The 17796-nt window shown below is 75.4% G+C and carries 1 protein-coding gene; it reads right to left on the minus strand.

Going from position 1 to position 17796, the window contains the following annotated elements:
• Window positions 1-197: 197 nt before the first annotated feature.
• Window positions 198-17792: a non-ribosomal peptide synthase/polyketide synthase gene (locus AB5J73_RS39335; protein ID WP_370963941.1), complete on the minus strand. Its 17595-nt coding sequence runs from the start codon at window positions 17790-17792 to the stop codon at window positions 198-200.
• Window positions 17793-17796: the final 4 nt, after the last annotated feature.

A 17796-nucleotide genomic window follows, 5' to 3' on the forward strand; every position in this document is an offset into this window, starting at 1 on the left:
GAGGCTTTCGAGCTCGCCCGAGATGAGTTCGGGAGGCATGCCCCCAATGTGGCGTTCGGTGCGTCGAGCGCACCCGATGTGGCGTTCGGTGCGTCGAGCGCACCCAATGTGGCGTTCGGTGCGTTGGACGCACCCAACGCCACATTGGGGTGCTTTGCCCGCCGCGGGAAAGCTGCGCACGGTCATCGGGGCGCCTCTCACGATTCCTGGTCGGAGGCGAGGCTTTCGAGCTCGCCCAGGATGAGTTCCTCGACGGTGCCGGCGAGCCCGGCGATCGTGCGCGCGGTGAGCACGTCGGCCGGGGTCACGCGGACCGCGAACAGCGCGCTCGCCTTGGCCGCGATGTGCAGGCTCTTCAGCGAATCGCCGCCGAGGGCGAAGAAGCTGTCTTCGGCGCCGACGCGGGCCGTGCCGAGGACCTCGGCCCAGATCGCCGCGAGGGCCCGTTCGGTGTCGGTCTCCGGCTCGACGTGCCCGGCCGCGGCGACCGGGGCCGGCAGCGCGCGCCGGTCGACCTTCCCATTGGCGCTCACCGGGATCCGCTCCAGGGGGACGACCGCCGACGGCACCAGGTAGTCCGGCAGCACCCCGGCCAGGAACGCGCGCAGCTGCTCCGGGCCGGCGTCCGAAACGACGTACGCCACGAGCTGCTTGGCCCCCGGCCGGTCTTCGCGGACGACGACCGCCGCCTGCGCCACCGCCGGGTGGCGGGCCAGCACGGCCTCGACTTCGCCGGGCTCGACGCGGAAGCCGCGCAGCTTGACCTGGTCGTCGGCGCGGCCGAGGAACTCCAGCGTCCCCGCCGCCGTCCAGCGCACGACGTCACCGGTGCGGTACATGCGTTCCCCGGCCGGGCCGGCCGGGTCGGCGACGAACCGGTCGGCGGTCAGGCCGGGCCGGCCGCGGTAGCCGCGGGCCAGGCCCGCGCCGGCGAGGTACAGCTCCCCCGGGACACCCGGCGGCACCGGCCGCAGCGAGCGGTCCAGTACGCGAGCGCGCATCCCGTCCAGCGGCCGGCCGATCGGGATCCGGTCCGGGACCACGTCGGCCATCGGGTGCGCGGTGGCGAACGTCGTCGTCTCGGTCGGGCCGTAGCCGTCGACGACGCGCAGCCCCGGGCACGCGCCCAGGACCCGCCGCACCGCCGCCGCCGGCACGACGTCCCCGCCGGTCCAGATCTCGCGCAGCCCGGCGAAGCAGTCCGGGGTTTCCTGCGCCAGCACGCGGAACAGGCCCGCGGTCAGCCACATCGCGGTCAGCCCGTGCTCGCGGATCAGCGCCCGCAGCGTCACCTCGTCGACGCCGTCGCCGGGCGCGGCGACGACCGTGCCGCCGGTCAGCAGCGGCACCCACAGCTCGTACGTCGTCGCGTCGAACGCCAGCGGCGAGTGCAGCAGGACCCGCTCGTGCGCGCCGCCGCGGAAGCGGGCGTCCGCGGCCAGCGCGGCGACGTCGCGGTGGCGCACCGCGACGCCCTTCGGCGTGCCGGTCGAGCCGGACGTGTACATGACGTACGCGACCTGCTCCGGGTCGACGCCGACCGCCGGGTCGGCGGCGGGCTCGTCGTCCACGGAGGACAGCAGGATGGTGCCCGCGTGCGGGTAGTCCGCTTCGGCGACGACGAACCGGACGCCGTCGAGCAGCAGCCGCTGCCGCTCGGCCGGTGCGCGCGTGTCGAGCGGGAGGTAGGCCCCGCCCGCCTTGACCACGGCGAGTTCGGCGACCACGGCCCCGGCCCGGCCGACCGCGAGACCGACCGGCTCCTCCGGCCGCAGCCCGAGCCCGACCAGCCGGTTGGCCAGCCGGTTCGCGCGGCGGTTCAGCTCGGCGTAGCTGACCGCCCGGCCGTCGAGGACGGCCGCGACCGCGTCCGGGCGGGCCCGGACCTGCTCGGCGAACAGCGCCGGCAGCGAGCGGGACGGCGGCTCGGCACCGGTCGCCGTCCACTCGCGCAGCAGCCGGTCCTCGGCCGGCGTGGTCATCCGGACCGCGGCGACCGGCCGGTCGCCGTCGGCGGTCAGCTCCCGCAGCAGCGTGAGCAGGTGCCCGGTGAGCCGGGTGGCCGTCGAGGCGTCGAACAGCGCCGGGTCGTACCCGAAGTCGACCGCCAGCTCCCGGCCGGGCGACGCGACGACGGTGAGCGGGAAGTTGGTCGTCTCCCGCGCCGAGAGGTCGCGCACGGTCAGGCCGTGCCCGGCTTCGGCGGCGGTGATCGGGTAGTTCTCGAACACCACCAGGCTTTCGCACAGGTTCACCCCGCCCGGCAGCCCGGCCCAGCCCTGGACCCGGGCGAGCGGGAGGTGGCCGTGCCGGCGGGCCTCGGCCTGCGCGGCCTGCAGGCCGGCGAGCCACCCGGCCACCCCGGCACCGCGGTCGACGGCGACCCGGACCGGCAGCGTGTTGATGAAGATGCCGGTGATCTCGTCGACGCCCGCGATCTCGGCCGGGCGGCCGGACGCGGTCGCGCCGAACACGACGTCGTCGTGCCCGCTGTAGGCCGCCAGCAGCAGCGCCCACGCGCCTTGCAGCACGACGTTGTGGGTGAGGCCGTGCCGCTTGACGAACGCGTCGAGCCGCGCGGTCTCGGCCTCGGTCAGGCGCACCGGCAGCCACTCGGACGAGCAGGGGACGCCCGCGGCCGCCCGGTCGCCCGGGATCGGCGTGGGGCCTTCGACGCCGGCGAGCGCGGCCCGCCAGAAGCGTTCGGCGTCCTCCTCGTCCTGGGCGGCCAGCCAGGCCGGGTAGTCCCGGAACGGCGGCCGGACGGGCAGCGGCTGTCCGGCGTAGGCGGTGCAGACGTCCGAGAGCACCTGGAAGACGCTCCAGCCGTCGAGCAGCACGTGGTGGAACGTCCACAGCACCTGGACTTCCGTCGCCGAAACCCGGGCGAGCGCGACCCGCATCAGCGGCGCGACGGCGAGGTCGAGCCCTTGCGCCCGAGCCTCGGCGAGCAGCTTCCGCAGTTCTCCGGCCGCGTCGAGGCCGGTCCAGTCGAGGTGGCGGACCGGCAGCCGGACCCCGCGCCGCACGAGCTGCAGCGGCTCCTCGACACCGGCCCAGACGAAGGCCGTGCGCAGGACCGGGGTCCGGTCGACGACCCGCTGCCAGGCTTCGGCGAGCCGCTCCTGGTCGGTGACGCCGTCGAGCACGAACGTCGCTTGCTCGACGTACATGCCTTGCCCGGTCTGCGAAAGGCCGTGGAAGACCATCCCGCCCTGCATCGGCGTGAGCGGGTAGACGTCCTCGACCGCCCGCCCGTCGCCCACCAGCTCGTCCACTCCCGCCTGGTCGAGCCCGGCGAGCGGGAAGTCCGACGGCGTCCGGCCACCGGCGTCCGGCGCGGCGCAGTGGGCGATGATCTCCCGCAGCGCGGCCAGCATCCGGCCGGCCAGCGCCTCGACGGTGGCCCGGTCGTGCAGGCCGGTGGCGTGCGCCCAGGTCAGCTCCAGCGTCCCGCCGGTGACCCGGCCGACCACGTCGAGTGCGTGGGTGCGGGGCGCGTCCGGGTCGACGTCGGCGTCGAGCGCCCCGGCCCGGAACGGCCCGTCGCCGGTGCCGTCGAAGCGGCCGAGGTAGTTGAAGCTCACCAAGGGGTCGATGTCCGGGGCGGTGCCGGTCAGGTACCGCAGGGCGCCGTACCCGATGCCCCGCCGCGGCACCGCGCGCAGCTGCTCCTTCACCGCCTTCAGCGCCTCGCCCCAGTCTTCGGGGACGTCGAGGGCCACCGGGAACACGCTGGTGAACCAGCCGACGGTCCGCGACAGGTCGACGTCGGCGAAGATCTCCTCGCGGCCGTGGCCTTCGAGGTCGATCACCGGCGCCTGCCCCGTCCACTCGCGCAACACGCGGCCGAGCGCGGCCAGGAGGACGTCGTTGACCTGCGTGCGGTAGACGTCGGGCACGTCCCGCAGCAACGCCCGCGTCTCCTCGCCGGTGAGCCGGACGGTCACCTCGGCGGTCCCGCCGATCGTGGCCGGCCCGTCCCCGTCGGCGGGCAGCGGCGGCACCGGCGGGAGGGCCCGCCAGTGCGCCAGCTCGTCGTCGAAGCCGCCGGCCGCCGCGTGCCCGGCCAGCCGCCGGGCCCAGTCGAGGTACGACGTCGTCTTCGGCCCGAGTTCGCCGCCGCGGTAGGCGGTTTCGAGGTCCTCCAGGAGGATCCGCCACGACACGCCGTCGACGACGAGGTGGTGGACGGCGAGCAGCACCCGCCGCCCGTCGGCCACGGCCGCCAGCAGCGGCCCGTGCTCGGCGTCGAAGTCGACGTCGTCGGGGCACAGCTCGGCCGGCCAGACCGGTTCGCCGTGCTGGACGCGCCCGCGCGGCGTCTGCTCGAACCGCAGGCGGAGCGCGTCGTGGTGGGCCCAGACCGCGGCCAGGGCCCGGCGCAGCGCGGGTTCGTCGACGTCTTCGGCGAACTCCAGCACCACGCGCTGGTCGAACCGGTCCGGCTGGGTGGCGAAGTACCAGCGCTGGATCGGGGTCAGCGGGGCCGTGCCGGTGACCGGGCCCTGCTCGGCGCGCGGCTCGGCGACGCCGCCGGCGTGGGCGGCCAGCGCGGCGAGGGCCGGGTGCCGGAAGACGTCGTGCGGCAGCAGGGTCAGCCCGGCGCGGCGGGCCCGCGACACGACCTGGATGCTGAGGATGGAGTCGCCGCCGAGTGCGAAGAAGTTCGCGTCGGCGCCGAGGTCGCCGGTGCCGAGCACGTCCGCCCAGATCGCGGCGAGCGTCCGCTCGGCGTCGGTGGTGAGGGCGGTGCGCGCGCCGGCCGCGCCGAAGTCGGGGGCGGGCAGGGCGCGCCGGTCGAGCTTCCCGTTGACGGTCAACGGGAAGCGGTCGAGCCGGACGAACGCGGCGGGCACCATGTAGTCGGGCAGCGTCCGGCCGAGGAACGCCGCGAGGTCGTCCGCCTCCCCGGTGTGGTAGGCGACCAGGCGCTTGATCCCGTGGTCCTCCCGGGCCAGCACGGCGGCCTGGCCGACGTCCGGGTGCGCGGCCAGCGCGGCCTCGATCTCGCCGGGTTCGATCCGGAACCCGCGGACCTTGACCTGCTCGTCGGCGCGGCCGGTGTACTCCAGCTCGCCGCGGGCGTTCCAGCGGACGAGGTCGCCGGTGCGGTACATCCGCTCCCCCGGCGGCCCGAACGGGTCGGGCCGGAACCGGTCGGCGGTCAGGCCGGGATCGCCGAAGTAGCCGCGGGCCAGTCCGGCGCCGGCCAGGTGCAGCTCACCGGGCGCGCCCGGCGGCACCGGGCGCAGGTCCGCGTCGAGGACGTAGGCCCGCATGTTGTCCAGCGGCTTCCCGATCGGGACGGCTTCGGGCACCGCGCCCGGCATCGGGTGCGAGGTCGCGAACGTCGTCGTCTCGGTCGGGCCGTAGCCGTCGACGACGGTGGTCTCCGGGCAGGCCTCCCGCACCCGCCGGACCGCGGCGGCGGGGACGGCGTCGCCGCCGGCCCAGACCTCGCGCATCCCGCGGAAGGTGTCCGGGGCTTCCTGGGCCAGCAGCCGGAACAGGCCCGCGGTGAAGAACGCGCCGTGGACGCGGTGCTCGGCGATGATCCGCCGGTAGGTGTCGACGTCGAGGTCGCCGGGCGGGGCGACGACGACCGTGCCGCCGTTCAGCAGCGGCACCCACAGCTCGTACGTCGAGGCGTCGAACGCCGGGGACGCGTGCAGCAGCACCCGTTCGTGCGCGGCGAACCGCCGGTCGGCGGCCAGGGCGACGACGTCGCTCTGCCGCACGGCCACGCCCTTCGGCTTGCCCGTCGAACCCGAGGTGTACATGACGTACGCGAGGTTCTCCGGAACCACCTCCCGCACCGGGCTCTCCGCGCGCGGCCCGCCGGGCACCACCAGCTGTCCACTGTGGACCTCGGTGGCGGTCCCGGCCCGGACCTCGTCGGTGACGAGGATCGGCACGCCGGTCAGCAGGGTCTTCAGCCGCGGCGCCGGCGCCCGGGTGTCGAGGGGCAAGTAGGCCGCCCCGGCCAGGACGGTGGCGAGTTCGGCGACGACCAGGTCCGGCGAGCGGTCCAGCAGCACGCCGACGACCGTCTCGGGTCCGGCGCCGAGGGACGCCAGGTGCCGGGCCAGCCGCCCGGCGCGGTCCGCCAGCTCCGCGTAGCTGATCTCGATGTCGTCGCCGGCGAGCGCGACGGCGTCCGGGGTCCGGGCCACCTGCGCGGCGAACAGCTCGGCCAGAGTGCCGTCCGGCACCGGGTGGGCGGTGTCGTTCCAGGCGACGAGCACCTGGTGGCGATCGGCCGCGGTGAGCAGGTCGATGCCGTCGAGCGGGCGGTCCAGGTCTTCGGCGAAGGCGTCGAGGACGCCGGTGAGCTGCCGGGCGATCCGCTCGGCCGTCGCGGTGTCGAACAGGTCCGGGTCGTAGCCGACGTCGAGGGTGATCCGCTCCCCCGGCGAGGCGACGACGCTGAGCGGGTAGTTGGTCGCCTCGGCGGCGTCGACGTCGCGCAGCCGCAGCCCGTGCGCCGCCCCCGCGGCGGCGTCGACCGGGTAGTTCTCGAAGACGACGAGGCTGTCGAAGAGGCTGCCCGTGGTCCCGCTCCACGACTGCAGCTTCGTCAGCGGCAGGTGCCCGTACTTGCGGGCCTCGACCTGCCGGGCCTGCAGCGCGGCGAGCCAGTCCGCGACCGGCGAGCGGTCCGCGGTGACCCGCACCGGCAGCGTGTTGATGAAGATGCCGGTGATGTCGTCCGCGCCGGGCAGGTCGACCGGACGGCCGGACACGGTGGTGCCGAAGCAGACGTCGCGTTCGCCGCTCAGGCGGGACAGCAGCAGCGCCCACGCGCCCTGCAGGACGGTGTTCATCGTCAGCCCCGCGCGGCGGGCGGCGTCCTGCAGCCGGGCCGAGCTCTCCACCGGCACGCGCAGCCACTCCGACGAGCGGGTCGCGTGGGCGTGGGCCGGGGCCCGGTCGAAGGGCAGCCGGGCGGGCGCGGCGAGGTCGCCGAGTTCGCCGCGCCAGTACCGTTCCGCCTCGGCGTCGTCCTGGCGGCCGAGCCAGGCGGCGTAGTCCCGGAACGGCGGCCGCTCGGGCAGCTCGTCGCCGGCGTAGGCGGCGAAGACGTCCGACAGCACGCCGAAGACGCTCCAGCCGTCCAGCAGCACGTGGTGGAACGTCCACAGGACGCGGACTTCGGTGTCCGAGAGCCGCACGAGGGTCAGCCGCAGCAGCGGGCTCGCGGTGAGGTCGAGCCCCTCGGCGCGGTCGGCGGCGACGACGTCCTGCCAGGCCTGGTCCTGCTCGGCGCCCCGCCGGTCGAGGTGCGTGACCGGGACGGTGACCTGCCGCTGCACGACCTGCACCGGCTCGGGGACGCCTTCCCAGACGATCCGCGTGCGCAGCACCGGCGTGCGGTCGACGACCCGCTGCCACGCCCGGGCGAGCGCCTCGGGGTCGGTGACGCCTTCGAGGACGAAGGCGACCTGCTGGAAGTAGACGCGCTCCTCGCGCTGGGCGAGGGCGTGGAAGACCATGCCGCCCTGCATCGGGGTCAGCGGGTAGACGTCCTCGACGGTCCGGCCGTCCCCCACCAGTTCGTCCACTGTGGACTGATCGAGGCGCACCAGCGGGAAGTCCGACGGCGTCCGGCCGCCCGCGCCCGGGTGCGCGCAGTGCCGGACGATTTCGCCCAGCGCCGCCGCCATCCCGGTGGCGAGCCGTTCCACAGTGGACTCCTGGTGCACACCCTCGGCGTAGTACCAGGTCAGTTCCAGCTCGCCGTTCTCGACGCGGCCGACGACGTCGAGCAGGTGCGCCCGCGCGGACCGCGGGCTCTCGTCGGATTCCAGCCGGCCCGAGCCGAACCGGCCGAGGTAGTTGAAGCTCACCTGCGGGTCGATCGCCGGGACCGTCCCGGTCAGGTACCGCAGGGCGCCGTAGCCCACGCCGCGCCGCGGCACCGCGCGCAGCTGCTCCTTCACGGACTTGAGCGCGGTGCCCCAGTCGTCGGGGACGTCCAGCGCGACCGGGAAGACGCTGGTGAACCAGCCGACGGTCCGCGACAGGTCGACGCCGTCGAAGACGTCTTCGCGGCCGTGGCCTTCCAGGTCGACGACGGGCACCCCGCCGGTCCAGTCGCGCAGCACCCGGCCGAGCGCGGTCAGCAGGACGTCGTTGACCTGCGTGCGGTAGGCCGCGGGCACCTCGCGCAACAGTGCTTCGGTCTCCGCCTCGGAAAGCCGGACGGTGACCGAGCGCATCGACGCGGCCGTGTTCGGCCCGGAACCGTCGACCGGGACGGACGTTTCCCCGGTCAGGGCGCGCCAGTGGCCGAGTTCGTCGTCGAACCCGCCGGCGGCCGCGTGCTCGGTGAGCCGGGTGGCCCACTCGCGGAACGACGTCGTGCGCGGCCCGAGGTCGATCGGTTCGCCCTCGAGCGCCTGGGCGTAGCCGCGGTCGAAGTCCTCGGCGAGCACGCGCCACGAGACGCCGTCGACGACGAGGTGGTGCACGGCGAGACGGACTTCGCGGGCGGAGACGTCGAGGCGCACCAACGGGGTCTCGGCGCCGACCGGGCCGTTCTCCTGCTGCTCGCCGGTGAACCGCATCCGCAGGGCGTCGTGGTGCGCCAGCAGCGCGTCGACGGCCTGGCGGGCCGCGGCCACGTCGACCTGGTCCGGGCCGAGGCGGACGAACTGGTGGAAGTGCTCCGGCTCGGCGGTCTGGGTCGCGAAGAACCAGCGCTGGACCGGGGTGAGCGGGACCGGGCCGCTGACCGGGCCGCGCTCGGCGGCGGCCTCGGCGATGCGGGCGGCGGCCGCCAGCGCGGCCGGGGTGCGGTGGGTGAACAGGTCGCCCGGCAGCAGTTCCAGCCCGGCGCGCCGGGCCCGGGACACGACCTGGATGCTGAGGATCGAGTCGCCGCCCAGCTCGAAGAAGTCGTCGGTGACCCCGACGCGTTCGACGCCGAGCACCTCGGCCCAGATCGCGGTCAGCTCCCGTTCCCGGTCGCTGCGCGGCGCGACGTGGTCGCGGCCGCCGAAGTCGGGCGCGGGCAGGGCCTGGCGGTCGAGCTTGCCGTTGACGTTGACCGGGAAGCGGTCGAGGCGGACGAACGCGGCCGGGACCATGTAGTCCGGCAGCGTCCGGCCGAGGAACTCGGCCAGCCCGGCCGTCTCGCCGACGACGTAGGCGACGAGCCGCTTCACGCCACCGTCCGCGCGGGCCAGCACCGCGGCCTGCACGACGTCCGGGTGCTCGCCCAGCGCGGCTTCGATCTCGCTCGGCTCGACGCGGAAACCGCGCACCTTGACCTGCTCGTCGACCCGGCCGACGAACTCCAGCGCACCCTCGTCGTCCCAGCGCACGAGGTCGCCGGTGCGGTACATCCGCTCCCCCGGCGGCCCGAACGGGTCCGCGACGAACCGCTCGGCGCTCAGACCGGGGCGGCCCAGGTAACCGCGGGCCAGGCCGGCGCCGGCGATGTGCAGCTCGCCGGGCGCGCCCGGCGGGACGAGCCGGAGCTCGCCGTCGAGGACGTAGACGCGGGTGTTGTCCAGCGGCGCCCCGATCGGCACGACGTCCGGGACCTCGCCGGGCAGCGGGTGCACGGTGGCGAACGTCGTGGTCTCGGTGGGCCCGTAGACGTCGGCGACCAGCGTGTCCGGGCAGGCGGCCTGGACGCGGCGCAGGGCGACCGCGGGTACGGCGTCCCCGCCGGTCCACACCTCGCGGACACCGGCGAAGACCTCCGGAGCTTCCTGGGCGACCAGCCGGAACAGGCCGGTGGTGAGGAACGCGCCGGTCACGCCGTGGGTCGTGAGCACCCGGCCGAGCGTGTGCACGTCGAGGTCGCCGGACGGGGCGAGGACGACCGTGCCGCCGCCCAGCAGCGGCACCCACAGCTCGTAGGTCGCGGCGTCGAACGCCTGCTGGGAGTGCAGCAGCACGCGGTCGTGCGCGGCGAAGCGCCGGTCGGCGGCCAGGGCAGCGACATCGCGGTGGCGCGCGGCCACGCCCTTCGGCGTCCCGGTCGAGCCCGAGGTGTAGATGACGTAGGCGAGCTGGTCGCGGTCGGTGGTGACGGCGGGCGGGGTCGCCGGGGCGTCGTCCGCGCCGGTGACGATCACTCCACTGTGGACGCTTTCGGCGGTGGCCAGCCACTTCTCGTCGGCCACCAGGACCTCGGCGCCGGCCTCGCTCAGCAGCAGCCGCAGCCGCTCGGCCGGGGCGCGCAGATCGAGCGGCAGGTAGGCACCGCCGGCCTTCACGATCGCCAGCTCCGCGGCAACGAGCGCGGGCGAGCGGTCCATCAGCACCGCGACCCGGTCCTCCGCCCGGACGCCGAGTTCGAGCAGCCGGTTGGCCAGGCGGTTCGACCGCGCGTCCAGCTCGGCGTAGGTGACGGACTCGTCGTCGGTGACCAGCGCGACCGCTTCGGGGTCGCGCCGGACGGCGGCGGCGAACAGCTCCGGCAAGGAGCCGCCGGGAATCGGGCACGCGGTCGCGTTGCGGTCTTCCAGCAGCTCCCGGGTCTCCGCGGCGGACAGCATCGGGATCCGGGTCACCGGCTCGTGCGGGGCGGCGGCGAACCCGCGGACCAGCGCGGCGAGGTGGTGCGCCAGCCGTCCGGCGAGCGCGGTGCCGATCACGGCCGGGTCGTGGTTCAGCACCAGCGACAGCCGGCGGCCCGGGTAGGCGACGACGCCGAGGGGGTAGTTGGTGCGTTCGGCCGCCTGGACGTCCCGCAGCCCGGGGACCTCCGCGGCGGGGTAGTTCTCGAAGACGACGATGCTGTCGAACAGGCTCTGCCCGGAGCTTTCGCCGAGGGCTTGCAGCCGGGTCAGCCCGACGTGGCCGAACCGACGCGCCTCGGCCTGGTTCGCCTGCAGGTCGCGCAGCCACTCCGCGACCCCGCGGTCGCGGTCGAGCCGCACCCGCACCGGCAGCGTGTTGATGAACAGGCCGGCGATGTCGTCCGCGCCGGGCAGCTCGGCCGGGCGGCCGGACACCGTCGCGCCGAAGCACACCTCGGTCTCGCCGCTGTAGTGGGCCAGCAGCGCCGCCCAGGCGCCCTGCACGACCGTGTTGACCGTCAGGTGGTGCCGCCGCGCGAACGCCTCGACCGCGGCCGACGCTTCGCCGTCGAGTTCGACCGGGACGCGGCCGGTGGAGCTGGCCGTGTGCGCGCGGGTGGCGGTCCGGCCGCCCGGCAGCGGGGTCGGGGTCACGCCGGCGAGTTCGGCCCGCCAGTGGGCTTCGGCGCGGTCGTCGTCCTGGGCGGCGAGCCAGGCGGCGTAGTCGCGGAAGGGCCGCCGGGCGGGCGGTTCCGCACCGCGCAGCACCGCGAGGACGTCGGACAGGACGCCGAAGACGCTCCAGCCGTCGAGCAGCACGTGGTGGAACGTCCACACGACCCGCACCGAGGTGGCGGTGTCCTTCGCGATGACCAGCCGCATGAGCGGCGCGCGCGTCAGGTCGAGCCCGTCGGCGAGGTCGGTCGCCAGCAGCCGCCGCAGCTCCGCGTCGGCGTCCGCTGTGGACCAGTCCGGGTAGGACACCGGGACTTCGGCGGTCCGCGGGACGATCTGCAGTGGCTCCGGTACGCCCTCCCAGGCGATCCGGCTGCGCAGCACCGGCGTCCGGTCGACGACCCGCTGCCAGGCCTCGCCGAGCCGCCGCGGGTCGGGGACGTCGTCGAGGGTGAAGGAGATCTGTTCGAAGTAGTTGCGGTCGCCGTGGCGGGCCAGGCCGTGGAAGACCATCCCGGCCTGCATCGGGGTCAGCGGGTAGGCGTCCTCGACGTCCGCGCCCAGCGCGTCCACCCCGGCCTGGTCGAGCCCGGCGAGCGGGAAGTCCGACGGCGTGCGGCCGCCCGCGCCCGGTTCGGCGCAGTGCCGGATGATCCCGCGCAGGGCGTCGAGGAAGCTCTCGGCGAGCCGCGTGACGGTGGCTTCGTCGTGCACGCTCTCGGCGTAGTGCCAGGTGAACCGGAGGGTGTCGCCGTCGGCCTGGCCGACGACGTCGAGCAGGTGCGGGCGGCGGCCGGCGAGGTCGGCGTCCAGGGACACGTCACCGGGCGGGCCCGCGTAGAAGCCGCCGGGCAGGTCGAACCGGCCGAGGTAGTTGAAGCTCACCTGCGGGTCGACGGCCGGGGCGGTGCCGGTGAGGTACCGCAGCGCGCCGTAACCGATCCCCCGCCGGGGAACCGCGCGCAGCTGCTCCTTCACCGACTTCAACGCCTCGCCCCAGTCTTCGGGGACGTCGAGGGCGACCGGGAACAGGCTGGTGAACCAGCTGGCCGTGCGGGAGAGGTCGACGTCGTCGAACAGCTCCTCGCGGCCGTGGCCCTCCAGGTCGATCACCGGCACCGCACCGGTCCAGTCCCGCAGGACCCGGCCCAGCGCGGTCAGCAGGACGTCGTTGACCTGCGTGCGGTAGACGTCGGGCACGTCCCGCAGCAGCGCCCGCGTCTCCTCGGCGGAGAGCCGGACGGTGACCGCGCGCTCCTCGGCGACGGTGTTGAGCCCGGCCCCGTCGACCGGGAGCGGGGTGACGGCCGGCAAGGCGTGCCAGTGGCCGAGCTCGTCGTCGAAGCCCCCGGCCTCCGCGTGCGCGGACAGCCGCGCGGCCCACTCCTGGAACGACGTCGTCCGCGAGCCGAGGTCCCCGCCGCGGTACGCGGTTTCCAGGTCCTCCAGGAGGATCCGCCACGAGACCCCGTCGACGGCGAGGTGGTGGGCGGCCAGGTGCAGCACGCGGCCCGACAACGACCAGCGCAGCAGCGAGTGCCCCTCGCCGGCGGCGGCGTTGTGCAGCCGCCAGGTGCCGTCGTCGCGGGTGAACCGCGTCCGCAGGGCGTCGTGGTGCTCCACGAGCGCGGCCACCGCCGCGGCGAGCGCGGCTTCGTCGACGTCCTCGGCCAGCTCGACCGAGATCGCCTGGTCGAACCGGTCCGGCACCCGCACGGTCTCGAAGAACCAGCGCTGGATCGGCGTCGGCACGACGGCGCCGGACACCGGGCCGCGGACCGGGCCCGCCCCGGCCTCGGCGACCACCGCGGCCAGTGCCGCGACCGTCTGGTGCCGGAACAGGTCGGCGGTGGTCACCGCGAGCCCGGCCCGCCGGGCGCGGGCGCTGACCTGGATGCTGAGGATCGAGTCGCCGCCGAGTGCGAAGAAGTTGTCGTCGGCGCCGACGCGTTCGACGCCGAGCACCTCCGCCCAGATCCCGGCGAGCACGGCCTCCCGCGCGGTGCGGGGCGCGCGGCCACCGGCCTCGAAGGCGGGTTCCGGCAGGGCCCGCCGCTCGACCTTCCCGTTGGCGCTCAACGGCAGCTCGGCCAGCACGACGATCGCCGACGGCACCAGGTAGTCCGGCAGTGTGCGCCCCAGCGCGCCGCGCAGCGCCTCGGTGTCCACAGTGGTCCCGCCGGCCGGGACGACGTAGCCGATGAGCCGCTTGCGCCCACCGGTCACCCGCACGACGACGACGGCCTGCGCCACCGCGGGTTCGGCGGCCAGCGCGCGTTCCACTTCGGCGGGTTCGACCCGGAAGCCGCGGATCTTGACCTGGTCGTCGGCGCGGCCGGCGAACTCGAGGGTCCCGTCGGTGCGCCAGCGGGCGCGGTCGCCGGTGCGGTACATCCGCTCGCCCGGAATCCCGAACGGGCAGGCGACGAACCGGTCCGCGGTCGCGCCGGGCCGCCCGGCGTACCCGCGGGCGAGGCCGGGCCCGGCGATGCAGAGCTCGCCGAGCGCGCCACGCGGTACCGGGCGCAGGTGCTCGTCCAGCAGGTACCCGCGCATGCCGTCCAGCGGGGTGCCGATCGGCACGGTTTCGGGAACCGCGCGGGTCATCCGGAAGGACGTCGCGAACGTCGTGGTCTCGGTCGGGCCGTACCCGTCGACGACGGCCAGGCCCGGGCAGGCACCCAGGACGCGGCCCACGGCGTCGGGTGGGACCACGTCGCCGCCGGTCCAGACTTCCTTCAGCCCGGCGAAACACTCCGGGTCGTCCTCGGCGAACAGGCGGAACAGCCCCGCCGTGAGCCACATCGCGGTGACCCCGCCGGCCGCGGTCAGCGTCCGGACCGCGTCGGCGTCCAGGTCTCCCGGCGGAGCGACGACGACGGTGCCGCCGGCCAGCAACGGCACCCACAGCTCGTAGGTCGACGCGTCGAACGCCAGCGGCGAGTGCACCAGCACGCGCTCGTGGGCGTCGCCGGCGAACCGCGAGTCGGCGGCCAGCGCGACCACGTCGGCGTGCCGGACCGCCACGCCCTTCGGCAGGCCGGTCGACCCGGAGGTGTACTCGACGTAGGCCAGGTTCTCGGGGTCGATCGGAACGTCGAGCGCCGCCGCCGGTTCCGCCACATCGGACACGACCAGCGTCTGTCCGTCGTGGACGGTCGTCGCGGTGTCGTACCAGTGGTCGTCGGTGAGCAGCAGGTCCGTGCCGTCGAGCAGCAGCCGCAGCCGGTCGGCCGGGGCGCGCAGGTCCAGCGGGAGGTAGGCGCCCCCGGCCTTGAGGATCGCCAGCAGCGCCACGACCAGGTCGGCCGAGCGGTCCATCAGCACGCCGACGCGGTCCTCCGGCCGGACGCCCAGCCGGACCAGCCGCCGGGCGAGCCGGTCGGCCCGGGCACGCAGCTCCCGGTAGTCCCAGCGGACGTCGCCGAAGACCACGGCGGGCGCGTCCGGGTGCTGTACCGCGCCGCGGTCGAACAGCCCGGTCACGGTGTCCCGCGGAGCGGCGGCCGCGGCCGGCAGCAGGAACCGGCGGTCGTCCGGGGTGAGCAGCGGGAGCGCGCCCACCGGGCGGGCGGGGTCGGCGGCGATGCCCTCGAGGAGCACTTCGAGGCTCGCGGTCAGCCGGGCGATGGTGGCCGCGTCGAAGAGCGCGGTGGCGTACTCCACGGTGACCCGCAGGCCGTCGTCGCGCGGCCAGAACTCGATCACCAGGTCGAACCGGGCGGACGGCCGCGGCAGGTCGTGCTCGCGCACCCGCAGCCCGGCCACCTCGCGCGGCCGGACCAGCGGCGTCTGCAGCACGACGACGGCCTGCACGAGCGGGGTCCGGGACGGATCGCGGTCCGGCTGGACCTCTTCGACGACCCGGTCGAAGGGGACGTCGCCGTGCGCGAACGCCGCCAGCACGGTCTCCCGGAACGCGCCGAGGAAGTCCGCGAACGGCCGCTCGCCGTCCACTTCGGACCGCAGGACGAGGGTGTTGACGAAGAACCCGGTCAGCGGTTCGAGTTCGGGCCGGTCACGCCCGGCCACGGCGGTGCCCACGGCGATGTCGCGCTGCCCGCCGTAGGCCGCCAGGAGCAGCTGCACGGCCGCGGTCAGGGTCATGAACGGCGTCGCCCCGAACGGCCGCCCGGCGTCGGTGACCCGGCGCACGAGACCGGCGGGCAGGTCGTGGTGGTGGACCGCGCCCGCGGTGTCGCGCTGGGGCGGTCGCGGCCGGTCGGTGGGTACGGCGAGCGGTTCGAGGCCGTCGAGCCGGTCGCGCCAGTAGGCCGCCTGGCTGTCCACTTCGGACTTCTGCTGCCAGCGCGTGTAGTCGCGGTAGCCCAGCGGAAGCGGCGGCGGGGTGTCGCCGGCGTACAGGTCCAGCAGCTCGCCGGTGAGGATGCCGATCGAGCGGCCGTCGGTGACGATGTGGTGCTGGCACAGCACGAGCAGGTGCTCGCCGGGACCCTGCGGGTAGAGCACGGCCCGCGTCAGCGGCCCGGTGCGCAGGTCGAACGGGGTACCCAGCTCGGCCGCGAGGACGTCGTCGTCCGCCGGGCCGTCGGCGAGCCGCAACGGGATCTCGCCGGCCGGGGCGATCCGCTGCACGCCTTCGCCCGCCACGGAACCGAACGTCGTCCGCAACGATTCGTGGCGGGCGCACAGGGCGGCCAGCGCCCCGCGCAGGGCTTCGACGTCGAGCGGGCCGGACAACGCGAGACCGACGCCGGTGTTGTACTCGGCGCTGCCGCCCGCCAGTTCGTCCAGGAACCACAGCCGCCGCTGGGCCGGGGACAGCGGGAGCACCTCGGCGGGCGGTGTCACCGGGATCGCGGCCTCGTCGGCGCGGGGCGCGGCCTCGATCAGGCGGGCCAGGCCGGCGACGCTCGGCTCGTCGAAGATCGCCCGGGCCGACAGCCGCACGCCGAACGTCCGGCGCAGCCGCGAAAGCGCCTGCACCGCGAGGATCGAGTCGCCACCGGCGGCGAAGAAGTCGTCGTCGACGCCGGGGCCGGGCCCGCCCAGCACGCCGGTCAGCACGCGGGCCACCTCGCGTTCGGTGTCCGTCCGCGGCTCGGTGCCGCGCTCCCCCGGGTCCGCGGGCGGCGCGGGCAGTGCCCGGCGGTCGACCTTTCCGTTGCCGCTCAACGGAAGCGCGTCGAGGACGACGAACGCGGACGGGACCATGTAGTCCGGCAGGGCCGCGGCGACGACGTCGCCCAGGCCGCCGGGCTCGGCGTCCGGCGCCAGGACGACGTAGGCGACCAGCCGCTTGGCACCGGGCCGGTCCTCCCGGGCCACGACCACGGCCTCGGCGACGCCGGGCGCGGCGGCGAGCACCGTCTCGATCTCGCCGAGCTCGACGCGGAAGCCGCGCACCTTGACCTGGTCGTCGGCGCGGCCGAGGAACTCGAACGCACCGTCGGGGTTCCGGCGCACCAGGTCTCCGGTGCGGTACATCCGGTCGCCGGGCGCCCCGGCCGGGTCGGCCACGAACCGGTCCGCGGTCGCGCCGGGCCGGGCCCAGTACCCGCGGGCCAGCCCGACCCCGGCCAGGTGCAGCTCACCGGGTTCGCCCGGCGGGACCGGGTTCAGCGCGCCGTCCAGTACCCGCACGCCGACGTCGTCGAGCGGGCGGCCGATCGGCACCGCGTCGGGCACCCGGTCCGCCGACGGCATCCGGTGGCTGGTCGCGAAGGTGGTGGTTTCGGTGGGACCGTAGCCGTCGACCACGGTGAGGCCGGGGCAGGCGCGCAGCACCCGCCGCACGGCACCGGCCGGGACGACGTCCCCGCCGGTCCAGACCTCGTGCACGCCGCGGAAGCAGTCCGGGGCTTCCTGCGCCACGATCCGGAACAGGCCGGCCGTCAGCCAGAGCGCCGTGACGGCGTGCCGCTCGAGGAGCCCGCGCAACGTCTCCACGTCCAGGTCGCCGGCCGGGGCGACGACCACCGTGCCGCCGGTCAGCAGCGGTACCCACAGCTCGTAGGTGGTCGCGTCGAACGCGGCGGGCGAGTGCAGCAGCACCCGGCGGTGCGCGTCGCCGGCGAAGCGGCGGTCCGCGGCGAGCGCCGCGACGTCCCGGTGCCGGACCGCCACGCCCTTCGGCGCGCCGGTCGATCCCGACGTGTGCATGAGGTAGGCGAGCCGGTCACCGTCCACCCGCGGCAGTTCGCGATCCCGCTCCGGCAGCCGCTGCCCGGCGGTCAGCACCGGTCCACTGTGGACGCGGGCGGCGCGCTCGGGTTCGTCGGTCAGCAGCACCGAAACCCCGGCGGTGGCGAGCACGAGCCGCAGCCGGTCGTCGGGGGCCCGCAGGTCGAGCGGCACGTAGGCACCGCCGGCGAGCACGACCGCCAGCTCGGCGACGACGAGCTCCGCCGAGCGCCGCAGCAGCAGGCCGACCCGGTCCTCCGGGGCCAGCCCCAGCCGGAGCAGGTGGGCGGCGAGCCGCTCGGCGCGGTCGGCCAGCTCGGCGTAGGTGAGCCGGTCTTCGCCGTCCACCGCGACGGCATCGGGGGTTTCGCGGACCCGGGCGGCGAACAGCTCGGTCAGTGCCCCGGTTCTCGCCGGGGTGTCTTGCACGGTCATCGTC

The organism is Amycolatopsis sp. cg9 (assembly GCF_041346945.1).
In the GTDB taxonomy this organism is placed as follows: domain Bacteria; phylum Actinomycetota; class Actinomycetes; order Mycobacteriales; family Pseudonocardiaceae; genus Amycolatopsis.